Raw genomic sequence first — 21,190 nt, 5'->3', positions numbered from 1 at the left:
CAGCAGCGCATCGCGGGGCAAGTCCGCCCCGCGATGGCGTCACTGTGGCCGGTGCAAGGTCTTCTGCTTGAGGATCCAGGCACTGACCAGTACCGCGCTGGTCAGCATGAACGCCCGCGCCCAGAACAACGGCACCAGATAGCAGGACAGCCCGATGCTCGCCCACATCAGGCCGATCGCATACACCTTGCCCTTGAGCGGGATCCCCTCACCGCTGAGGTAGTCACGTATCCACGGTCCGAGTTTCGGGTGGTTCACCAGCCAGTGGTGAAAACGCGGCGAGCTGCGGGCGAAGCAGGCCGCCGCCAGCAGCAGGAACGGGGTGGTGGGCAATACCGGCAGGAAGATCCCCGCCACCCCCAGCGCGACGCTGAGCCAGCCGATGGCCAGCAGCAGGTAGCGCACCACCTTGGTCAGTGGTGGCGTGGCTTGAGCAGGGCGGGCTTCTCTTCGGGGGCGTGCAGCAGCAGGAACAACGCGCTCAGTGCCTCGGGGATCTGCACGATCATGTCGTCCTGCAGGTTGGCGTTGCCGGCAATGTCGGCAAACTCGGGTTGTTCGTCGAACAGGCCCGAGCCGACCATGATCGGCAGCAGCATTTCGCTGACTTCTTCCTCGGCATTCTCGAACCAGGCCTCTTCACGCAGGAACACGCCCTCCATGAAGCCGATGCACCAGCCGCGCAGGTCGGAGTCGTCCGGCTCTTCGGTCAGGTCAAGCTCACAAGGCAGGTCGAATTCCTCGTCGCTGGCCAACTGGCGGGCGATGTGCCCCTTGAGCGCGACCAGGGTGGCCTCGATCTCGGTGCGTTGGGCATCGCTGGCGTAATGGGGTTCTTCGGCGAACAGCGCATCGATCCATTCGCGTTCTGGAACTTCTTCAGAGCAGATCGACAGCGCGGTCAGGTAGCCGTGGGCGGCGACGTAGTCCAGCGCTTCTTCGTGCAGCTCATCGGCGTCGAGGAAGGCTTGCAGGCGGGTCAGTTGCTCGGCGAAGGACATTACAGGGCTACCTTGGGGAATAAACGATGCTGAATTCTAGCACCTTGCGGCGCTCGCGGGGCAAAGGGAACGTCCGTCACCGGGGCATGCCGGGGGGCGCGGCAGTCGGGTATACTCCGCGGTTTTTCGTGCCAGGTGGCGTTTTGCGGCCATCCGGCAAAAACCGCTTACGCATTCGGTGTGTGCGCGGCGGATTTATCGTCCAGCCTGAGTCCAGGATGGTACGGCGATTTTGGAGTGGCAAATGCTCGAACAGGCTCAGCGCGTCCTCAAGGATGTCTTCGGTTACGACAGTTTCCGCGGGCGCCAGGCAGCGATCATCGAATGTGTGGCGGGCGGCGGCGACGCACTGGTACTGATGCCCACCGGTGGCGGCAAGTCCCTGTGTTTCCAGGTGCCCGGCTTGCTGCGCCCCGGCTTGACGGTGGTGGTGTCGCCGCTGATCGCGCTGATGGACGACCAGGTCGCCACCCTCGACGAGCTGGGCGTGGCCGCCGCTGCGCTGAACTCCACGCTCAGCGCCGAGCAGCAGCGCGACCTGGCCGGGCGCCTGCGCCGCGGTGAGGTGAAAATGCTGTACCTGGCCCCCGAGCGCCTGGTGCAGCCGCGCATGCTGGACTTCCTGCGTGGCCTGGACATTTCCCTGTTCGCCATCGACGAGGCCCACTGCGTCTCGCAATGGGGCCACGACTTCCGTCCGGAATACCTGCAACTGGGCCAGCTTGCCGAGCTGTTCCCCCATGTGCCGCGCATCGCCCTGACCGCCACCGCCGACATGCGTACCCGCGAGGAGATCGTCCAGCGCCTGCACCTGCAGGGCGCCGAGCGTTTCCTGTCGAGTTTCGACCGACCGAACATTTTCTACCGCATCGTGCCCAAGGAGGCGCCGCGCAAGCAGTTGATGGCGTTCCTCGGCGAGCGGCGCGGCAACGCCGGCATCGTCTATTGCCTGTCGCGCAAGAAAGTCGACGAGACCGCGGCCTTCCTCTGCGAGCAGGGCTTCCCGGCGTTGCCGTACCACGCCGGCCTGGCTGCGGAGACCCGCGCCGCCAACCAGCATCGCTTTCTCAACGAGGAAGGGCTGATCATGGTCGCGACTATCGCCTTCGGCATGGGTATCGACAAGCCCAACGTGCGTTTCGTCGCTCACCTCGACCTGCCCAAGTCGCTCGAGGCCTATTACCAGGAGACCGGCCGTGCCGGCCGTGACGGCCTGCCATCGGACGCCTGGATGGCCTACGGCCTGCAGGACATGGTGATGCTCAAGCAGATGCTGCAGAACTCCGAGGGCGACGAGCGGCATAAACGCATCGAACAGCACAAGCTCGACGCCATGCTGGCCCTGTGTGAGGAAACCCGTTGCCGTCGCCAGTCATTGCTGGCCTATTTCGACGAGGTGCTGGAGCAGCCCTGCGGGCACTGCGACAACTGCGTCGACAATGTGCAGACCTGGGACGCCACCGAGCCCGCGCGCCAGGCCTTGTCGGCAGTGTTCCGCACCGGCCAGCGCTATGGTGTCGGCCATCTGGTCGATGTGCTGTTGGGCAAGGACACCGAGAAGGTGCGCAATTTCGGCCACGAGAAACTGTCGGTGTTCGGCGTCGGCAAGACGCTGGCCGAGGCCGAATGGCGCTCGCTGTTCCGCCAGTTGGTGGCGCGTGGCCTGGTGGACATCGACCTGGAAGGCTACGGCGGCCTGCGCCTGTCCGACAGCTGCCGACCGCTGTTGCGCGGTGAGGTGAACCTGCAACTGCGCCGCGACCTCAAGCCGCAGACCGCGGCCAAGGCGTCCGGCGGCAGTGGCGGCAGCCCGGCCAGCCAGCTGGTGCGCGCCGAGGAACGCGAATTGTGGGAGGCGTTGCGCACCTTGCGGCGCAAGCTGGCCGAAGAGCACAGCGTGCCGCCTTATGTCATCTTCCCCGACTCCACCTTGCTGGAGATGCTGCGCAGCATGCCTACCAGCCTCGGCGACATGGCCCAGGTCAGTGGTGTCGGTGCGCGCAAGCTGGAGCGCTACGGCCAGGCCTTCCTTGAGGTGCTCAATGGCGCCGGTGGCACCGATGAAGCGCCGAAGGTGGTGCTCGACCTACGCCACGAACTGGTCAGCCTGGCCCGCGCCGGCATGACACCGGCACAGATCGCCGGGCAACTCAACTGCACTGAGAAGAACGTCTACAGCTTGCTGGCCGAGGCCATCGGCCGCCAGGAGCTGAGCCTGGAGCAGGCACTGGACCTGCCTGAAGAGCTGATGATGGAAGTGCAGGACGCCTTCCTCGACGGCGAGGGCGAGCTGCCTGCGGTGTCCGCTGTGGCATCGCTGTTCGGCCAGCGGGTGCCGGAAGGTGTGCTGCACTGCGTGCGGGCGGCGCTTGCCGTGGAGTTCGGTGTGTGATTGCCGGCATTTGTGCCATTTGCTGACCTTTGTCATACCCTTACATGATTATCAGTCATTTCCGTGGCGTCGAACCTTGCCTGATCGGTCGGGCCATGGTTAGCTGGCTAATAATTAGTTCTATTCATTGAGTTACTTATGCCCCTGACCGACAACCAACACCGCTTCGGCATGCAGCTGGCCCAGATGTCCCGAGGCTGGCGCGCCGAGCTGGATCGCCGCCTGGCCGGGCTCAACCTGTCGCAAGCCCGTTGGCTGGTGCTGCTGCACTTGGCCAGGTTCGAGGAGGCGCCGACCCAGCGCGAGCTGGCCCAGAGCGTCGGCGTCGAGGGCCCGACCCTGGCGCGCCTGCTCGACAGCCTGGAAAGCCAGGGATTGGTGCGCCGCCAGGCGGTGATGGAAGACCGTCGGGCCAAGAAGATCCTGCTGTGCCCGCCGGCCAAGCCGCTGATCGACCAGATCGAGACCATCGCCAATGCGTTGCGGCTCGAGTTGTTCACCGGGGTCGATGAGGCCGACCTGGAAGTGTGCATGCGCGTGCATGCGAAGATTCTCGATAATCTCGAAAAGTCCTGAGCTTGACGTAGATCGCGGGGCAAGCCCGCTCCCACAAGATTCTGCTTGGCTTGTGGGTGCGGCTTGCCCCGCGATCATTTCTAGAAGGTATGCCCCAGGTTCAGGTACACCGCCTTCTCATGCGCATCGTTGGCGCCATAGCTCAGGTTCAACGGCCCCAGCGGCGTTTCCAGCCCCAGGAAGATACTCGCTGCATTGATGTAGCCGCTGTCGAACTCGTTGTCGTTGTTCCACGCCCGCCCGCGCTCCAGCGACCCGCCCAGGTACAGCGGGAAGTCCAGGGGCAGGTAGGCCCGTGGCGTCAGGCGGCGGTAGTAGACCATGCGCAGCAGGCTCATGTTCTGCCCGGAGATCGAGTCCTGGCGAAAGCCCGATAGCTGGCGTGCCCCGCCGAACACGAAGCTTGAGGTGACCACCTCGGCATCGTCCAGGGTGCGCCCGTAGCGCCCGCCCAGCACCAGGGTGTTCGGCCCGCTGCTGATGGCCTTGTCCAGGTTGAACAGCCACTGCCGGTAGTTCTGGTCCGAATCCAGCGACTTGTCGTACTTGCGCACGGTCAGGCCGATGTCTTCGCCGCTGTGCGGGAAGTAGACGTTGTCGAAGGTGTCGAAGGAGTACTTGAGCTCGTAGAAACCCTCGTTGAAGCTGACCTTGGGCAAGTCCTGGTCGCCAATGCGCACCTCGGCGTTGCCCCAGGCCTTGCCCACGCCCAGGCGCACCTCGCCGTAGGTGCCGATCTGCCGCCCGACATTGAGCCCGAAGCCGTAACGTTCTAGGCGGTACTCGGCCACCGGGTCGTTGTCCAGGATGGCCTCCACATTCTGCGAGCCCAGGGCCAGATAGGGGGCGATGAAGTAACGCGAGCCCACGTCCAGCGGCTGGTAGAACTCGCTGTACAGCTCCTGGTCGTCGCCGATCTGGGCCCGGGTCAGCCATTCGCCGCCGAGCCGGTTGATGCCGTTGACCCGGTAGCTGGCACCAAGGTTGAAGGCGCTGTCGCCGCGCAGGTCGTCCGACAGGTTCAGGCCCAGGCGCAGGTAATCGGTACCGCCACGCCGGCCGCGGGCGCTGATCACCAGGGTATGTTCATCGCCCTTGTGCGCGACGCGGTATTGCACCTGGTCGAAGTAGTCCAGCCCGTAGAGGGTGCCCATGTCGGTTTGCAGGCGGCCGAGGTCCAGCGGCTCGCCTATCGGTTGGCGGATGTAGTAGCGGACCACGTCGTCGCTGACCTTGGAGTCGTTCTCCACCTTGATGGCCGTGATGATCGGCGTGCGTTGTTTCGGCGAGCGCGCCACCGCCAGGTTGCTGTCGCCCTCGGGCTGGCGCAGCGCCGCCAGGCGCGGATCGAGGGCGCGGGTGGCGCGGTAGCCGGCATCGATCATGTCCTGGGCGCGGCCGAAGTCGGTGACGCCGAACGCGGACAGCGGCGGCTGGACGAGAATGTCTTCGCGGCGCAGGCTGGCCAGTTGCTCCTCGGAGTTGCGCCGGGTCATCAGGGTGATCGACTGGTTGAGCACATCCACCACCGTGGCCAATTGCTTGCGGTTGCGCAGCGGGGTGCCGATGTCGACGACGATGGCCATGTCCACGCCCATCTCGCGCACCACGTCCAGCGGGATGTTGTCGGTCATGCCGCCGTCCACCAGCAGCCGGCCGTCCAGTTCCACCGGGGCGAACACTGCCGGGATCGACATGCTGGCGCGGATCACCTGCGGCAGGTGGCCGCGACGGAAGATCACTTTCTCGCCACTGGTGATGTCGGTGGCCACGGCGCGAAACGGGATCGGCAGCTTGTCGAAGTCGCGCACGTCGGCGGCATGGGCCAGCTTGCTTTCCAGCAGCAGGGCGAGGTTCTGGCCCTGGATCACGCCCAGTGGCAGGCCCAGGCTGCCGTCGTCGCGAAAGCTCAGTTTCTGCTTGACCAGGAAGTCGCGGTCGTCCTGCTTGCGCCGGAACGGCACGTCCTTGCGCGGCGGGGCGTCGGACAGGGCCTGTTGCCAGTCCAGGGTGGTGGCCAGTTTCTCCAGCTCGGCGATGCTGTAGCCCGAGGCGTACAGGCCGCCGACCACCGCGCCCATGCTGGTGCCGGCGATGGCGTCGATGCGTACGCCCTGTTCTTCCAGGGCCTTGAGTACGCCGATATGGGCCAGGCCGCGGGCGGCACCGCCCGACAGCACCAGGCCGATTTTCGGGCGCGCCGTTTCGGCGGCATGCAAGGTGATGGAAGTGAGCATCAGCAGGAGGCAGAACAGCAGGCGGCGCATCGTGAGTCTCAAACCAGAGGGTAAAGACCGCTAGTATAAGCGGCCCTTCCTACGGAGTTCCCCGACATGGCCGACAGCAAGCCGCAAATTGTCATCACTTATTGCACCCAGTGCCAATGGCTGCTGCGTGCCGCCTGGCTGGCTCAGGAGTTGCTCAGCACCTTCGCTGACGACCTCGGCCAGGTCGCCCTGGAGCCTGGTACCGGCGGGGTATTCCGCATCACCTGCGACGGCGTGCAGATCTGGGAGCGCAAGGCCGACGGCGGCTTCCCCGAGGCCAAGGCGCTCAAGCAGCGGGTGCGTGACCAGATCGATCCGCAGCGCGACCTGGGTCACAACGATCGCTGATCAGGCGCTTTCGGCCACGGTCTGCCGGGTGGGTTGCTCGGCGGCCAGACGGCTGGACAGGACGATGGCGAAGATGATCAAGGCACCACCGGCGAGCATGCGCAGGGTTGGCTGTTCAGCGAACACCACCCAGGCCACGGCGATGCCATAGACCGGCTCCATGCCGAACACCACCGCGGCGGTGCGCGCCTTGATCACCGCCAGGCTGGCGACGAACAGGCTGTGGGCGACGCCGGTGCAGAAGATGCCAAGCAGGGCGATCCACAGCCAGTCCATGGGCGCCACGGCAGTCAGGCCCGGCGCGGCGAACGGCAGCAGGCACAGGCTCACCACCAGGTTCTGCCACAGCGCCGCCTGCACGGCGGGCAGGCGCCCGGAACCGGCACGGTTGGTCAGCGACAGCAGCGAGAACAGCAGGCCTGAGAGCAACGCCCAGAGCAGCCCGCCGGTGGCCTCGCTGGCCAGGTCGAAGGCGGGGGTGACCAGCACCAGGCCGATGCTCACCAACAGCACCAGCACAGCCTCGTTGCGGCGGATGCGTTCACGGAACAACAAGCCTTCGAGGATCACCGTGAAGGCTGGGAAGCTGGCGAAGCCGAGGGTGGCGATGGCCACGCCGCCGACCTTGACCGCGATGAAGAAGCTCACCCAATGCCCGGCCAGCAGCACCCCCCCCAGCAGCAGCCGGCGCAGGTCCTGGCCGCGCAGTGGTTGCCAGGCCTGGCGCGCCAGGCCGGCGAACAGGCCCAGGGCCAGGACGGCGAACATGGCCCGGCCGAAGACGATGATCGTAGGACTGGCACTGGCGGCCAGTTTGCCGAAGACGCCGGTCAGGCCGAAGAACAGCGCGCCGATATGCAGGGCGCCGAGGGCGGTGCGGTGGTTCATGGTGGTCCCTAGAGTGTGAGGTTTCCTTTACCGGCCCTTCGCCGGCAAGCCGGCTCCCACAGAGGTGCGCTCGATCCTGTGGGAGCCGGCTTGCCGGCGAAGGGCCGGTACAAGCGCCAGAAATAGTGGCAGCAGTGTAAAAAAAACTGCAGGCGCTTTCTGTCGCCCAGCTAGCGTTCCTTGTCGCCAGACTCGCGCCGCAACGCCAGCGGCGTGCAGCCGAACGCCCGCAGCACCGCCGCGCTGAATGCGCTCTGCGAGCCATACCCCACGCGCGCGGCGATCTCGCCCACCGGCAACACCGTCTCACGCAACAGCCGGCGCGCCATCGTCAGCCGCCGTTGGCGGATGTAGTCCATCGGCGTCATGCCGCACTCGCTGGCAAACCGCGCATGCAGCCGCGCACTGGACAGCCCGGCCAGCCGCGCCAGGTCGGCAACCTGCAGCGGGTAGGCGGCGTGCTGCTCGATATGGCGGTCGAAAGCGGCATAGGGCAGGCGCCTGCTGGCCAGCACCGGGGCGCAGGCTGGTGGATTGAGGCTGGCCAACAGCAACACCGCGCCCTGGCGGGCAATCAGCGGGTCGTCCACGGGGCTGGTTGCCAGCCAGTCCACCAGCTGCTGTTGTCGGCTGTCCAGGCTCAGGGGGCCGGGGCGGTCGAGCAGGCGGCGGCTGTCGTCGGCGTGCTCGCCGAGATGATCGCCGAGCCAGTGTCCGCCCGGTACGTCCAGTACCAGGCAGTCGCTGCCCTCGCGGCTCCCGCAAGTGTGGTGGGCACCGGCGGGAACCACCATCAGATCCTGGCGAGCGACCCGGCCGCCGCGTCCATCCACCTCGAAATCCAGGCGCCCGCCGAGGCCGAACACCAACTGTGGATGGTCGTGGCTGTGGGCGATCAGGTCGTGGCGGTAATGGCGCAACGAGAGCAAGGGGCCGGCGGTCATGGTGAGTCCTCACGGGGCAGGCGAAGATTGTACACCTGCAGGCGAGGGCAGGATGGTCATGTACCTGCCACCAATCTGTCACCTGCGCCTGCCAGTCTCCAGCAAACAGCGCCGGAGCCTAGCCATGACCCACGCCGAACCCCTCCGCCCGTCACGCAAGCAGCGTGTCCGCACCCTGTGGATTTCCGATGTACACCTGGGCACCCGCGACTGCCAGGCCGAACACCTCGCGCACTTCCTCAAGGGCTACCAGGCCGAGCGCATCTACCTGGTCGGCGATATCATCGATGGCTGGAAACTGCGCAGCGGCATCTACTGGCCCCAGGCCCACACCAATGTTATCCGCCGCCTGCTGACCCTGAGCAAGCGCGGCACCGAGGTGATCTACGTTACCGGCAACCATGACGAATTCCTGCGGCGTTACTCGAAACTGATCCTGGGCAACATCCAGCTGGTGGACGAGGCCGAACACCTCACCGTTGACGGCCGGCGCCTGCTGGTGATCCATGGCGATCAGTTTGACGTGATCACCCGCTACCACCGCTGGCTGGCGTTCCTCGGTGACCGGGCGTACGAGTTCACCCTGGTGCTCAACCGCTGGCTCAACCACTGGCGCGCCCGTTACGGCTATGGCTACTGGTCGCTGTCGGCGTACCTCAAGCACAAGGTCAAGGGCGCGGTGAATTTCATCAGCGACTTCGAGGACGCCATCGCCCACGAGTGCACCCGGCGTGGCTTCCACGGCGTGGTATGCGGGCATATCCACCATGCCGAAATCCGCCAGGTGGGCGAGGTGGATTACCTCAACTGCGGCGACTGGGTGGAGTCGTGCACGGCGCTGATCGAACACTGGGACGGGCGGATTGAGCTGTACCGGTTTACCGAGGCGCAGGCGCGGGAGGCGGCGTTGCGCTTGGCGGAACTGGGCGAGCCGGCCTAGCTTCTCGTCGGCCTCGCCTGTGATCGCGGAGCAAGCCCGCACCTGCAAGTAATCGGTAGTGGCGGATCAGGCGGTGGCTGGCAGGGCGGCCTTGTAGATCGACTGCCTGGGCTGGGCGAACAAGCGCTCCAGCATCGGCTCGAAGAACGCCAGCGGCAAGCTTTCATAGTCCGGATCGAACGCTGCCGCGTCATAGCGTGCGCAGAACTCGAGGGTTCGCTGGTAATGCGGGTGATCGCGGTATTGCTCGCGCAGGTGACGGTCCATGCCCAGGTGGTGGAAGAAGTAGTAGCCCTGAAAGATCCCGTGTTTCTCGATCATCCACAGGCTCTCGTCGCTGACGAACGGCTTGAGGATCGCCGCGGCGATATCCGGGTGGTTGTAGCTGCCCAGGGTGTCGCCGATGTCGTGCAGCAGTGCACAGACGACGTACTCTTCATCGCGGCCGTCGCGGTGGGCGCGGCTGGCGGCCTGAAGGGAATGGCTCAGGCGGTCGATGGGGAAGCCGCCGAAGTCGCCGTCGAGCAGGCGCAGGTGGGCGAGAATGCGTTGGGGCAACTGATGGGCGTAGGCGCGAAAGTCGTCGGCGATGATCGCCCAGTCCTGGGCGGTACCATCGCGCATGTGGCTGAAATTGGCTTGCTTGCTCATCACCGCGTGCCGCTCGTGTCGGGGAACATACCGCAGTGTTGGCCAGGATCCGGGCTTTGGCAGTGGCCCGCCGGGACGCGAACCTGGCCTTGCGGGCCGATTCAGAGGCTCAGGCGGCCCAGCAGGATGTCGCGGAACATGGCGAAGTCGCCGACCAGGCTGTACCAGGGGTGGCTGAAGGTGGCGGGGCGGTTCTTCTCGAAGAAGAAATGCCCGGCCCAGGCGAAGCCGTAGCCGGCCAGTGGCACGGCCAGCAGCAACAGCCATTTGCCGCTGCCGATGCTGTAGGCGAGCAGGGCGATTACCAGGCTGGTGCCGACGAAATGCAGGCGGCGGCAGGTGGGGTTGCTGTGCTCGCCCAGGTAATAGGGGTAGAACTCGGCAAAACTGCGGAACTGCGCTGTGCGGGTCATGGCGGGCTTCCGGATCTGCGGGTCTTGCTGACAGGATACACGGCGTGGAGCCTGAATCGAGTCTAGAGTCACTGGGGGCCGTGGCCAGTGACAATAGGCGCCAATTGAGTATCCTTTCGGTTCACCGCAGGAGCGGTCAGCACAAGAGCCTGTCATGAGTGAGAGAACCACGTCAGCCAGCTGGGCATCAGGGATCGTCAAGGCACTCGAGCTGGAAGGGCTCGATTGTCCGGCCATGTTCAAGCAGCTCGGGCTCGACTTCGCCGCACTGGACGACCCCGACGCGCGATTCACCCAGGATTCGATGACCCGCCTGTGGCAGCTGGCGGTCGAGCTGTCGGGCAACGAGGCCATCGGCCTGAACATGGCCAGGGTGGTGCGGCCGGCCTCGTTCCATGTGGTGGGCTATGCGCTGATGTCCAGCCGCACACTGGCCGAGGGCTTCGAGCGCCTGGTGCGTTATCAGCGCATCATCGCGGAGAGTTCGGACCTGAGCTTTCGCCACGAGCCCGACGGCTATGCCCTGGTGCTGACCGTGCACGGCGACCACCTGCCGCCGACCCGGCACAGCGCCGAAGCCTCGCTGGCCTGCGCCCTGGCGTTGTGCACCTGGCTCAGCGGGCGGCCGATCCAGCCGCGGCGGGTACTGATCCAGGGCGCACTGCCGAAAAATGTCGAGCCGTACAAGGTGGCTTTCCACGCACCGCTGCAATTTGGCGCGCCCCATGATGCGCTGGTGTTCGCCCGCGCCGACATGGAGGCGCCGTTGCCGACCGCCAACGAGGCGATGGCGGTGCTGCACGACCGTTTCGCCGGTGAGTACCTGGCGCGTTTCTCGGAAAGCCGGGTGACCCACCGCGTGCGCCAGGTACTGTGCCGCATCCTGCCCCAGGGCGAGCCCAAGCGCGAAACCGTGGCCCAGGCCCTGCACCTTTCGCAACGCACCTTGCAGCGGCGCCTGCAGGACGAGGGCACCAGCTTCCAGACCCTGCTCGACGACACCCGCCGCGAACTGGCCGAGCAGTACCTGGCGCAGCCAGGCACCACGTTACTGGAAACCGCCTACCTGCTGGGTTTCGCTGACCCGAGCAACTTCTACCGGGCGTTCCGCCGCTGGTTCGACAGCACGCCGAGCGAGTACCGCACACGCCTGTCGGTCAGTGACGCCAGAACGCCGGCATGCACAACACCAGCACCGTGATGATCTCCAGGCGACCGAGCAGCATGCCGCCGGCAAGGATCCATTTCGCGGCATCTGGCAGCGTCGCGTAGTTGCCGGCCGGGCCGATCACTTCGCCCAGCCCCGGGCCGACACCCGACACGGTGCCGGCGGCGCCGGTCAGCGCGGTCATCCAGTCCACGCCCAGCAGCGACAGCAGCAGGGCGATGATGCAGATGGTGATGGCGAAGAAGAACGAGAAGGTCAGGATCGAGCGCACGATCTCTTCGTCGAGGCGGTGGCCGTTGTATTTCTGCTTGATCACCGCGCGCGGATGGATCAGCTGGTTGAGGTTGGCCTTGAGCAGGATGTAGGCGACCTGGAAGCGGAAGATCTTGATACCGCCGGCCGTCGAGCCGGAGCAGCCGCCGACGAAGCCCAGGTAGAAGAACAGCATCAGCGAGAAGTTGCCCCACAGGCTGTAGTCGCCCAGGGCAAAGCCGGTGGTGGTGACCACCGAAGTAACGTTCAGCGCCACATGGCGCAGGGCATCGAGCCAGTGCAGCTCGGTGGTCGCCCAGTACCAGGTGCCAAGCACCAGCCAGGTGGTCACCAGCATGGCCAGCAGGCCCTGTACCTGCTGGTCCTTGATCAGCGCCCGGCGGTGGCCGCGCAGGGTGGCCACGTACAGGGTGAAGGGCACGCTGCCCATGATCATGACCACCACCGCGACCCAGTGCACCGCAGGGATATCCCATTTGGCCAGGGACTGGTCGGAGGTCGAGAACCCGCCGGTGGAGATCGCCGACATGGCGTGGTTGATCGCATCGAACAGGCCCATCCCCGCCCACCAGAAGGCCAGGCTGCCGAGCACGGTGATGCCGACGTACACCGCCACGATCGACTTGGCGACCATGTGCGAGCGCGGCATGACCTTCTCCGAACGGTCGGAGGACTCGGTCTGGAACAGGCGCATGCCGCCGATGCGCAGCAACGGCAGGATCGCCACGGCCATGCCGATGAAGCCGATACCGCCCAGCCAGTGCAGCATCGAGCGCCACATCAGGATGCCCGGCGACATGCTGTCCAGGCCGCTGAGCACGGTGGCGCCGGTAGCGGTGATGCCGGACATGCTTTCGAAGAAGGCGTCGGTGTAGCTGATGTGCTGGGTCAGCAGGAAGGGCAGGGCGGCGAACACGCAGACCACCAGCCAGCTGCTGACGGTCAGCAGGTACATGTCGCGGGGGCGCAGGTGCACGTGCTCGGGGCGGCCGGGGATGACCAGGCCCAGGCCCGCGAGGAAGGTGATCAGGCTCGACCAGAGAAACGACGGCATGTCGCCGGTGCGCTCGAAGACCACGAGGGTCGCCATGGGCACCACCATGCTCACCGCCAGGGTGATCAGGAAGATGCCGATGATGAAACCAATGATCCTTAAGGTCGGCAACGCCATGTGATCTGCTCTGACTCGCTACGGAAAGGGCGCCATTCTACCTGTGGGCCGGGTCTTGTAAACGCCGATTGGTGGCCTCCACGGAGCGGGCTTGCCCCGCGATGGCCGGATCGCGGGGCAAGCCCGCTCCCACGATCCCCCTCGATGGTGCAGAATGGCCGCACTTTCAATCTGCCAGGAGGGTAGCCCATGGAGGCTCTCGACGCATTGCTCAACCGTGTTTCCGTGCCACGCCTGACTGACCCGGCGCCCAATGCCGCCCAGCGCGAGGCGCTGTTCCAGGCCGCATTGCGTGCGCCAGATCATGGCCAACTGCGACCCTGGCGTTTCCTGACCATCGAAGGCCAGGGCCGGGAAAAGCTCGGCGAGCTGTTCGCCGAAGCCGTGCAAGCCAAGGGTGAAGCCACCCAGGCGGCGCTGGACAAGGCCCGGGCGATGCCGCTGCGCGCGCCGTTGCTGATCGTGGTGATCGCCCGGCTGCAGGACCACTTCAAGGTGCCTAAGATCGAGCAGCGCCTGGCCGCCGGCTGCGCCGCCCATGGCATCCTGATCGCCGCCCATGCCCAGGGTATCGGCGCGGTATGGCGCACCGGCGACATGGCCTTCGACGCCCATGTGCACAAGGGGCTGGGGCTTGCCGAGAACGAAGAGCTGATCGGTTACCTGTATGTCGGCACGCCAATGGCCGAGCCACGCACCGCGCCGATCCTGGAAACTGCCGAGTACGTCAGCGCCTGGGGCGAGTGATTGAGTGGGGCCGCTTTGCGGCCCCAGGATCTGTCAGCCAGCGCTGACCTCACGCGGCAGCTCCAGCGTAGCCACGAACCCACCCTGCGGATGGTTCGCAAGCTTCAGGCTGCCACCATGGCGCTCCGCCGCCTTGCGTGCAATCGCCAGCCCCAGCCCATGTCCCGGCGCCTCTTGCCCCGGTGCCCGGAAGAATGGCTCCCCCAACTGCTCCAGATGTTCCGTCGCCACCCCCGGGCCGTGGTCGCGCACGCTTAACACGATGCGGTCCTGTTCGCGGCTGGCGCGCAGCTCGATTGGCTGTCCGGCCGGATTGAAGCGCAGCGCATTGCGCAGCAGGTTGTCCACCGCCCGTTCGATCAGTGTCGGCCAGCCATGCAGGGTCAGGCCCGGCTGCATCTCCAGGCGTACCTCCTGATCTGGCGCTGACAGCTGGGCGTCCTTGCGCACGCCGCCCAGCAAGGCATTGAGGTCCACCGGCTCTGCATGCGCCTGCTCGGCATCGACCCGGGCCAGCACGAGGATTTCGCTGATCAGGTCTTCCAGGCGGTCGCATTCGCGGGTCAGGCGTGGCCACAAGGCCTGCCGCTGTTCGGGTTCGGCGCGCTCGGCCAGCGCCAGGGCGATGCGCAGCCGCGCCAGTGGTGAACGCAGTTCGTGGGACACATCGCGCAGCAGCTGGCGCTGGCTGCCGATCAGGCTCTGCAGGCGGGCGCCCATCTTGTTGAAGTCGTTGGCCAGCACGCCGAACTCGTCGCGGCGCACGGCCAGCCGCGCCAGGCTGTTCTGCTGGTAGCTGGTCTGCCCCAGGTCGTGCACGGCGCCGCGCAGGCGGCTGAGCGGGCGGGTAATCGACAGGGTTACCAGCAGGCTGAACAGGGTCAGCACCACCAAGGCTATGCCCAAGGCGCTGAGCGGCCAGATCAGGCTTTCGCGGTGCCAGGCGGCCAGCTCCGGGTGGGGGATACGGTAGATCAGCAGGTAGGTCTCACCGCTGCCGGGGCTGGTGTATTCCTCGGTCAGGCGGCGCCACGGCAGACGACGTTCGTCGTTGTGCTGGCGTGCCTCGAAGGCGGCGGCGCGGCGCGGGAAGGTGCCGGGGACCACGGCATCGCCGCTGTCGTCGAGCACCTGCACGTCGATCTTGTAGCGCTGCTTGCGCCGTTCCAGGAAGCGTTGCGACGACTCCAGGCCTTCCTGTTCGTAGTGCTGGGCCCAGTGGCTGGCCAGGTTGTTCAGGCCTGGGTGGCGACTGAGGATCCAGGTGTCCTGGTTGAGCATGTGCCCGAGCAGGATCGACAGCCCGGCGACCAGGGCGATGGCCAGCCAGAAGCTGGCCAGGATGCGCCAGAACAGTGAACGCAAGACAAGCACCTCCAGGAAATGGCGAAAGCCCGGCCCGCTGGGAAGCGGGCCGGGCATCGGGCTGACAGCTTACTGGGCCTTGCCGGTTTTTTCAGCCTTCCAGGCCTGGAACTCCTGCCACTCGGCCTTGCGCGCGGCGCGCTCCTTCTGCAGGTCGTCGAATTTCTTCTGCTGGTCGGGCTTGAGCAAGGCGCGGATCTGGCCTTCGGTCTTGTCGTGGCTGGCCTTGAGCTCGTCCTTCAGGGCTTTCTGCTCGGCCGCCGGCAGCTTGGCGATGTAGCGTTCGTTGATGTCGCGGCGCTGCTTCATCTGCTCGCCCATCAGCTTGCCGATCTGCTGGCGCTGGTCGCGGCTCAGGTCCAGCTGGGCGAAAGGCGCGTCACCGCGATGATGCGGGCCATCGTGGCGCGGGCCGCCTTCGGGCATGGCCATGGCCACGGTCGGCAGGGCGGCGGCGAACATCAGGGCGATAAGGGTCTTGCGCATGGTGTCTCTCCTTTCAGGGGCCGGTGGTTACCGGATGAGCCCAGTCTAGGGAGATCAAGGTCAAGGGCGGTCAGGCGAGGGTAAAGGCTGGGTAAAGATGGCAGGGCCGCGAAGCGGCCCCGGTTTTCCTACAGACTGTAGTAATAGCCGCGGCTGCGCAGGGCGACGATGCGCGGGCGGCCATCCGGGTGCGGCCCGATCTTCTTGCGCAGGTTGCTGACATGCATGTCCAGGCTGCGGTCATAAAGCGTGAGCTTGCGGCCCAGGCCGATCTGCGCCAGTTCCTGCTTGTCCAGCGGCTCGCCGGGTTGGCGCAGCAAGGCTTCGAGGATGCGGCTTTCCGACAGCGTGAGGGTCATCTCGCGCTGGTCGATGCTGACCACGCCGCGTACCGGGCTGAAGATCAGGTCGCCGATCTCCACCTGGCTGCTGGGCGCGCTGGGGTGGCTGCGGCGCAACACTGCGCGCAGGCGGGCGGTGAGCTCGCGGGGGTCGCAGGGCTTGGCCAGGTAGTCGTCGGCGCCCAACTCCAGGCCAAGGATGCGGTCCAGCGGCTCGCCGCGGGCCGAAAGCATCAGCACCGGCAGGTCGGTGTGTTCGCTGCGCAGCTGTTTGAGCAGTTCCAGGCCGCTGCCATCGGGCAGCATGACATCCAGCACCACCGCCGCCGGGGCGTGGGTGGCCAAGGCCTGGCGCGCACTCTGGCCATCGTGGCAGGCGCGCACCGCAAACCCTTCCTGGGTCAGCCAGCTGCCGAGCAGCTCGCACAGTTCCTGGTCATCATCAATCAGTAACAGCTCGCTCATTTCTCACTCAATTCAACCATTGCCGGCGTCTTCTGTGTCCGCCGCTGGCTAAGATACCGCAGACTGCGGACAACAGTGCAACGGCCGAGCCGATCAGGAACCATTGCTGCTGGTCGGTCAGCGGGCTTTGCGGGGCGCTGGCGCCTGCCTGCAGTTCCTTGATCGTCAGCTTCAGGCGCTGGTTGTCCTGGCGCAGGCGGGCGAGCTGGGCGCTTTCACGCTCGCTGTCCTGGTTCTGCAGTTGCTGGGTCAGCGCCGTGCGCTGTTTCTCGCTCTCTTCCAGGCGCTGCTGCAAGTCGGTGATCCGCGCCCCGGCTTCCAGCGACAGCGGCTGTTCGGCCGCGGCGAAAGGGGACAGCAGCAACAGGCAAAGCAGCAGGGACATCGGACCTTGACGCATTGGAACTCCTGATTCGTATCGATTCAGGAGGTTGTCGGCCAGTCGTCGGATTTTATGAATAGTGCCGCGCGGGGTGTAGCTGGGAGCGGCTTCGTGGGCGCGGGCTTGCCCCTGCGAAGCCCGTCCCGGTTAAAGCCTGTTACGGCAGGACTTGCTTGAACGGCTTGACCACGACCTTGGCGTACACGCCCGCGGCGATGTACGGATCGGCGTCGGCCCAGGCCTGGGCGGCGGCCAGCGAGTCGAACTCGGCGACGATCAGGCTGCCGCTGAAGCCGGCGGCGCCCGGGTCGTTGCTGTCGATGGCCGGGTGCGGGCCGGCGAGTACCACACGGCCTTCGGCCTTGAGCTGCTGCAGGCGCTCGATATGCGCGGGGCGGGCGGCCAGGCGGTTCTCCAGGGAGTTTTCGACGTCGCTGGCGATAATGGCGTAGAGCATGTCAGTCCTTGGGTTTGGAGGTGGAGGGATCGGCATCGTGCAGGTGGCGCGACAGGTAGACACCCTGGGCCACCAGGAACAGCACGGTCATGCCCAGGCTGCCGAATACCTTGAAGTCGACCCAGATGTCCTGGAAGGTGAAGGCGACGAACAGGTTGGCGGCGCCGCATACGAGGAAGAAGGCGATCCACGCCACGTTCAGGCGGTTCCACACTGTTTCTGGAAGTGTCAGGGCATGGCCCATGATGCGTTTGATCAGCACCCGGTCACCGATGAAGTGGCTGCCGGCGAACGCCAGGGCGAACAGCCAGTTGACCACGGGCGCCTTCCACTTTAGGAAGGTCTCGCTGTGGAAGGCCAGGGTCAGGCCACCGAACACCAGGCAGGCGACCAGGGTCAGCAACTGCCCCTTCTCCAGCTTGCCGTGGCGCAGGAACAGCGCGCCGTAGACCACCACGGAGCTGACGATCAGCATGGCGGTGGCGCTGTAGATCCCGCCGAACTCGAAGCCGTGGCCGGCGAATTCGACCGGGCGCGGGTCAAGCTTGTAGACGATGAAGAACAGCAGCAGCGGGATGAAATCGATGAATTGTTTCACAGTGGCAGCCAGAAGCGGGATGTGACGGCATAATAACAAACATCGATTCCTGCGAAAGCGCTCCTCCATGAATGTTGATCTGCACTGTCACAGCACGGCCTCCGACGGCGCCCTGTCGCCCACGGCACTGGTCGCCCGGGCCCATGAGCACGGGGTGCGCACGCTCTCGCTCACCGACCATGACACCCTTGAAGGCCTGCCGGAGGCGCGCCAGGCCTGCCTGGACAACGGCATGCAGTGGGTCAGCGGCGTGGAGCTGTCGTGCACCTGGGGCGGCGCCACCATTCATGTGCTGGGCTACGACTTCCCCCTCGACGCGCCGCCTTTGCTCGATGCCATTGCCAACCTGCACCGTGGTCGTTGGCTGCGCGCCGAGGAAATCGACCGCAAGCTGGCGGCCAAGGGCATGCCCGGCGCGCTGGACGGCGCGCGGGCGGTGCAGCAGGAACTGGGCGACAGCGGCAACGCCCCGGCGCGTCCGCATTTCGCTGAGTTCATGGTCCGCGCCGGCTTCGTCAAGGACCGCGGCGAGGCGTTCCGCAAGTGGCTGGGCGCCGGCAAGCTGGGTGACGTCAAGTTGCACTGGCCGACGCTTGCGGAAACTGTTGCGACGCTGCGTGAGTCGAATGCGTGGGTGAGCCTGGCCCATCCCATGCACTACGAACTGACCCGCAGCAAGCGCAGACGGCTGATTGCCGACTATATTCAGGCTGGAGGGCAGGCACTGGAAGTGGTCAACGGGATGATGCCGCCCGAGCAGGTGGGGACGATGTCGATCCTCACCCGTGAGTTCGGCCTGCTGGCAAGCGCCGGCAGCGACTTCCACGGCCCTGGCACCTGGGGCGAGATCGGTGCCTACCGGCCATTGCCTGAGGACCTGCCACCCCTGTGGCGCCGATTCCGACATGAACAACCTATGGCGGTATGAACAGGACGACTACGTGAGCCAATTTTTCCAGATTCATCCGGAGAACCCGCAGCCGCGCCTGATCAAGCAGGCCGTCGAGATCATCCGCAAGGGTGGGGTGGTGGTCTACCCGACCGACTCGGCCTATGCGCTGGGATGCCAGATTGGCAACAAGGCCGCGATCGAGCGGGTGCGCAAGTTGCGTGGTCTGGACAAGACCCACAACTTCACCCTGATGTGCTGCGACATGTCGCAGTTGGGGCTTTACGCCAAGGTCGATACGGGTACGTTTCGCCTGCTCAAGGCCCACGTGCCCGGGCCCTATACCTTCATCCTCAACGGCACCCGCGAGGTACCGCGCCTGCTGCTGCACGAGAAACGCCGGACCATCGGCCTGCGCGTGCCCAGGCATGAAATAACCTTGGCCTTGCTCGCAGAGCTTGGCGAGCCTTTGATGAGCGTCAGCCTGATCCTGCCCGGCGACGACGAGCCGATGGTCGATCCCTACGAGATCCGCGAGCGACTGGAGCATCACGTCGACTTGGTGATAGACGGCGGTTTCGGCGACCTCAAGGCCTCTACCATCATCGACTTGTCCGGCGACGAGCCGGAGCTGATTCGCGAAGGGTGCGGGGATCCGACGCCGTTCCTGGTCAACGCGTGAGCCAGGTGCAGGCACCTGAGGCGCCGGCCACGGAGGCGCAGACGCCGTTCCAGCTGCAACTTGCCCTGGTCTATGGCGAAGCCCTGACCGAGATGCCGGTCGACCTGTACATCCCGCCGGACGCCCTGGAAGTCTTCCTCGAAGCCTTCGAAGGCCCGCTGGATCTGTTGCTGTACCTGATCCGCAAGCAGAACGTGGACATTCTCGACATCCCCGTGGCGGAGATCACCCGCCAGTACATGAGCTATGTCGAGCTGATGAAGAGCGTGCGCCTGGAGCTGGCGGCCGAGTACCTGGTGATGGCCGCCATGCTTGCCGAGATCAAGTCGCGCATGCTGCTGCCGCGTTCCGGCGAGGTCGAGGAGGAGGAGGGCGACCCGCGCGCCGAACTGATTCGCCGGCTGCAGGAGTACGAGCGGTTCAAGGCCGCCGCCGAAGGTATCGACGAGTTGCCCAGAGTCGGGCGCGAAATCGTCGTGCCGCGCCTGGAGGCTCCGCAGGCCAAGGTGCGCAAGTTGTTGCCGGAGGTGGCGCTGGAAGAGATCCTGTTGTCCATGGCCGAGGTCATGCGCCGCAACGACCTGTTCGAGAGCCACCAGATCACCCGCGAGGTGCTGTCGACCCGCGAACGCATGAGCGAAGTGCTCGAGCGCCTCAAGGGCGGTGCCTTCGTGCCCTTCGTCGAGCTGTTCACCCGCGAGGAGGGCAAGCTCGGCGTGGTGGTGACCTTCATGGCGATTCTCGAGCTGGTGAAGGAATCCTTGATCGAACTGGTGCAGAATGAGCCCTTCGCCCCGATCCATGTCCGTGCCCGGGCAGAATGACCTGACAACTACCGATGAACCTGAACGAACCCCGTGAACTGGCGTCGCTGATCGAGGCCTTCCTGCTCGCCTCGGGCAAGCCGCAATCCCTCGAACGCCTGTACGAGCTGTTCGAGGAGGCCGAGCGCCCGACCCCCGCCGTTTTCAAGAAGGCCCTGGAGGTGCTGGGCAAGTCCTGCAGCGGCCGTGCCTTCGAACTCAAGGAAGTAGCGACCGGCTATCGCCTGCAGATCCGCGAGGACTACGCACCCTGGGTCGGCCGCCTCTGGGAGGAGCGGCCGCAGCGCTATTCCCGCGCACTGCTGGAAACCATGGCGCTGATCGCCTACCGCCAGCCCATCACCCGTGGCGAGATCGAGGACGTGCGGGGCGTGGCGGTCAACAGCAACATCATCAAGACACTCATGGAGCGCGAGTGGATTCGCATCGTCGGCTATCGCGAGGTACCCGGGCGACCGGCGATGTTCGCCACCACCAAGGCATTCCTCGATCATTTCAACCTCAAGAGCCTCGATGAGCTGCCGGCGTTGGCCGAGTTGCGCGAGCTGGAGGTGGAGCCCGCGGTCGATCCGGACGAGGCGCCGGTGCCCGCTCACCTGCAAGCCCTGGCCGATGCCAGCCTGGGCGAGGAGGGCGAGGAAATCGAGCCGAAGGAGGAAACCAGCTTCCGCTCGCTGCTGGTGGAGCTGGATGCGATGGAAGAAGGGCTCAAGATCGATTTCGATGATTTGCGCGATGAGGCTTCCATCGAGCCCGAGGACGAACCAAAGGCCTGACAGCCCGACTCTGTGGACGCCGGCTTGCCCGGCGATGAGGCCGGCACCGTCAATATGTGCCTTTGGGCAGAATCTGCTGGGCGATCGGCAAAAACCTTCTACCCTCCAGTGCGTTCCCTTGCTGAACCGCGTATGATGCGCGCCCG

General features: G+C 65.6%; 24 protein-coding genes. 10 read left to right on the top strand and 14 right to left on the bottom strand.

Annotated features, from left to right (window positions below; genetic code table 11):
- Positions 1-39 precede the first annotated feature (39 nt).
- Entirely contained in the window at positions 40-405 is a 366-nt protein-coding gene (locus ACZ9C1_RS11650) for a YbaN family protein (protein ID WP_414536609.1), read from the bottom strand.
- 8 nt (positions 406-413) lie between these two features.
- Positions 414-1,001: a YecA/YgfB family protein gene (locus ACZ9C1_RS11645; RefSeq protein WP_023630694.1), complete on the bottom strand. Its 588-nt coding sequence runs from the start codon at positions 999-1,001 to the stop codon at positions 414-416.
- Between the two features lie 244 nt (positions 1,002-1,245).
- Here ACZ9C1_RS11645 and recQ point away from each other — a divergent pair, with 244 nt between their 5' ends.
- Positions 1,246-3,393 (top strand): DNA helicase RecQ, encoded by a 2,148-nt coding sequence (recQ, locus tag ACZ9C1_RS11640; RefSeq protein ID WP_277505337.1) that lies wholly within the window; start codon positions 1,246-1,248, stop codon positions 3,391-3,393.
- 138 nt (positions 3,394-3,531) lie between these two features.
- Positions 3,532-3,969, top strand: a complete 438-nt coding sequence (locus tag ACZ9C1_RS11635; RefSeq protein WP_102684306.1) for a MarR family transcriptional regulator — start codon at positions 3,532-3,534, stop codon at positions 3,967-3,969.
- A gap of 80 nt (positions 3,970-4,049) precedes the next feature.
- On the opposite strand, the gene ACZ9C1_RS11630 is transcribed toward ACZ9C1_RS11635, so the two are convergent.
- On the bottom strand, positions 4,050-6,236 hold the full coding sequence (locus ACZ9C1_RS11630) for a patatin-like phospholipase family protein (RefSeq protein WP_102684307.1): 2,187 nt from the start codon (positions 6,234-6,236) through the stop codon (positions 4,050-4,052).
- 66 nt (positions 6,237-6,302) lie between these two features.
- On the opposite strand from ACZ9C1_RS11630, the gene ACZ9C1_RS11625 reads away from it, so the two are divergent.
- Positions 6,303-6,584 carry an Rdx family protein gene (locus tag ACZ9C1_RS11625; RefSeq protein WP_023633166.1) on the top strand — a complete coding sequence of 94 codons (282 nt, stop codon included), beginning with the start codon at positions 6,303-6,305 and terminating at the stop codon, positions 6,582-6,584.
- Here the strand turns inward: ACZ9C1_RS11625 and ACZ9C1_RS11620 are convergent, their stop codons facing one another.
- Both ACZ9C1_RS11620 and ACZ9C1_RS11615 read right to left on the bottom strand, forming a co-directional pair.
- Positions 6,585-7,472 (bottom strand): DMT family transporter, encoded by an 888-nt coding sequence (locus ACZ9C1_RS11620; RefSeq protein WP_102684308.1) that lies wholly within the window; start codon positions 7,470-7,472, stop codon positions 6,585-6,587.
- Positions 7,473-7,642: 170 nt separating this feature from the next.
- The gene (locus tag ACZ9C1_RS11615) at positions 7,643-8,416 is read right to left on the bottom strand and encodes a helix-turn-helix transcriptional regulator (protein WP_102684309.1); all 774 of its coding nucleotides are present in this window, start codon (positions 8,414-8,416) and stop codon (positions 7,643-7,645) included.
- 124 nt (positions 8,417-8,540) lie between these two features.
- On the opposite strand from ACZ9C1_RS11615, the gene ACZ9C1_RS11610 reads away from it, so the two are divergent.
- Complete coding sequence (locus ACZ9C1_RS11610; protein WP_102684310.1) at positions 8,541-9,356, top strand: UDP-2,3-diacylglucosamine diphosphatase; 816 nt, start codon at positions 8,541-8,543, stop codon at positions 9,354-9,356.
- A gap of 66 nt (positions 9,357-9,422) precedes the next feature.
- Here ACZ9C1_RS11610 and ACZ9C1_RS11605 read toward each other — a convergent pair whose 3' ends face one another.
- Together ACZ9C1_RS11605 and ACZ9C1_RS11600 are read right to left on the bottom strand one after the other, a co-directional pair.
- Positions 9,423-10,007 carry an HD domain-containing protein gene (locus tag ACZ9C1_RS11605; protein WP_476253986.1) on the bottom strand — a complete coding sequence of 195 codons (585 nt, stop codon included), beginning with the start codon at positions 10,005-10,007 and terminating at the stop codon, positions 9,423-9,425.
- Positions 10,008-10,108: 101 nt separating this feature from the next.
- Positions 10,109-10,420, bottom strand: a complete 312-nt coding sequence (locus ACZ9C1_RS11600; protein WP_023631733.1) for an Mpo1-like protein — start codon at positions 10,418-10,420, stop codon at positions 10,109-10,111.
- 154 nt (positions 10,421-10,574) lie between these two features.
- Here ACZ9C1_RS11600 and ACZ9C1_RS11595 point away from each other — a divergent pair, with 154 nt between their 5' ends.
- The gene (locus ACZ9C1_RS11595) at positions 10,575-11,621 is read left to right on the top strand and encodes an AraC family transcriptional regulator (RefSeq protein WP_102684312.1); all 1,047 of its coding nucleotides are present in this window, start codon (positions 10,575-10,577) and stop codon (positions 11,619-11,621) included.
- Here ACZ9C1_RS11595 and ACZ9C1_RS11590 read toward each other — a convergent pair.
- Entirely contained in the window at positions 11,578-13,032 is a 1,455-nt protein-coding gene (locus ACZ9C1_RS11590) for a TrkH family potassium uptake protein (RefSeq protein ID WP_102684313.1), read from the bottom strand. The genes ACZ9C1_RS11595 and ACZ9C1_RS11590 overlap by 44 nt on opposite strands.
- Positions 13,033-13,221: 189 nt before the next feature.
- Here ACZ9C1_RS11590 and ACZ9C1_RS11585 point away from each other — a divergent pair, with 189 nt between their 5' ends.
- Positions 13,222-13,779: an NAD(P)H nitroreductase gene (locus ACZ9C1_RS11585; RefSeq protein WP_038706586.1), complete on the top strand. Its 558-nt coding sequence runs from the start codon at positions 13,222-13,224 to the stop codon at positions 13,777-13,779.
- Between the two features lie 33 nt (positions 13,780-13,812).
- Here ACZ9C1_RS11585 and ACZ9C1_RS11580 read toward each other — a convergent pair whose 3' ends face one another.
- The 6 genes from ACZ9C1_RS11580 to ACZ9C1_RS11555 all read right to left on the bottom strand — a co-directional run bounded on the left by ACZ9C1_RS11580 (position 13,813) and on the right by ACZ9C1_RS11555 (position 17,873).
- Positions 13,813-15,201: a sensor histidine kinase gene (locus ACZ9C1_RS11580; protein ID WP_277505325.1), complete on the bottom strand. Its 1,389-nt coding sequence runs from the start codon at positions 15,199-15,201 to the stop codon at positions 13,813-13,815.
- Positions 15,202-15,213: 12 nt separating this feature from the next.
- Entirely contained in the window at positions 15,214-15,630 is a 417-nt protein-coding gene (locus tag ACZ9C1_RS11575) for a Spy/CpxP family protein refolding chaperone (RefSeq protein WP_023632412.1), read from the bottom strand.
- Positions 15,631-15,758: 128 nt separating this feature from the next.
- Positions 15,759-16,436: a response regulator transcription factor gene (locus ACZ9C1_RS11570; RefSeq protein WP_038706585.1), complete on the bottom strand. Its 678-nt coding sequence runs from the start codon at positions 16,434-16,436 to the stop codon at positions 15,759-15,761.
- A gap of 7 nt (positions 16,437-16,443) precedes the next feature.
- A complete protein-coding gene (locus ACZ9C1_RS11565) occupies positions 16,444-16,836 on the bottom strand; it encodes an SH3 domain-containing protein (protein WP_102684315.1) in 393 nt (130 codons plus the stop codon).
- A 139-nt stretch (positions 16,837-16,975) separates the two neighbouring features.
- On the bottom strand, positions 16,976-17,275 hold the full coding sequence (locus ACZ9C1_RS11560; protein WP_038706584.1) for a YciI family protein: 300 nt from the start codon (positions 17,273-17,275) through the stop codon (positions 16,976-16,978).
- A 1-nt stretch (position 17,276) separates the two neighbouring features.
- Positions 17,277-17,873 carry a septation protein A gene (locus ACZ9C1_RS11555; protein WP_023631974.1) on the bottom strand — a complete coding sequence of 199 codons (597 nt, stop codon included), beginning with the start codon at positions 17,871-17,873 and terminating at the stop codon, positions 17,277-17,279.
- Between the two features lie 67 nt (positions 17,874-17,940).
- Between ACZ9C1_RS11555 and ACZ9C1_RS11550 the strand changes: the two genes are divergently transcribed.
- The 4 genes from ACZ9C1_RS11550 (at position 17,941) to scpB (ending at position 21,044) form a co-directional block, all read left to right on the top strand.
- The gene (locus ACZ9C1_RS11550) at positions 17,941-18,801 is read left to right on the top strand and encodes a PHP domain-containing protein (protein ID WP_110701017.1); all 861 of its coding nucleotides are present in this window, start codon (positions 17,941-17,943) and stop codon (positions 18,799-18,801) included.
- Between the two features lie 13 nt (positions 18,802-18,814).
- Positions 18,815-19,444 carry an L-threonylcarbamoyladenylate synthase gene (locus tag ACZ9C1_RS11545; protein ID WP_102684322.1) on the top strand — a complete coding sequence of 210 codons (630 nt, stop codon included), beginning with the start codon at positions 18,815-18,817 and terminating at the stop codon, positions 19,442-19,444.
- Positions 19,445-19,569: 125 nt separating this feature from the next.
- Positions 19,570-20,268 carry a segregation and condensation protein A gene (locus ACZ9C1_RS11540; RefSeq protein WP_167659462.1) on the top strand — a complete coding sequence of 233 codons (699 nt, stop codon included), beginning with the start codon at positions 19,570-19,572 and terminating at the stop codon, positions 20,266-20,268.
- Positions 20,269-20,282: 14 nt separating this feature from the next.
- A complete protein-coding gene (gene scpB / locus ACZ9C1_RS11535) occupies positions 20,283-21,044 on the top strand; it encodes an SMC-Scp complex subunit ScpB (RefSeq protein ID WP_277505321.1) in 762 nt (253 codons plus the stop codon).
- Positions 21,045-21,190: the final 146 nt, after the last annotated feature.

The sequence above is a fragment of the Pseudomonas sp. TE21435 genome (assembly GCF_056279265.1).
Note: the sequence above shows the minus strand (reverse complement) of the source record. Positions and strands in the feature narration are given on the sequence as shown.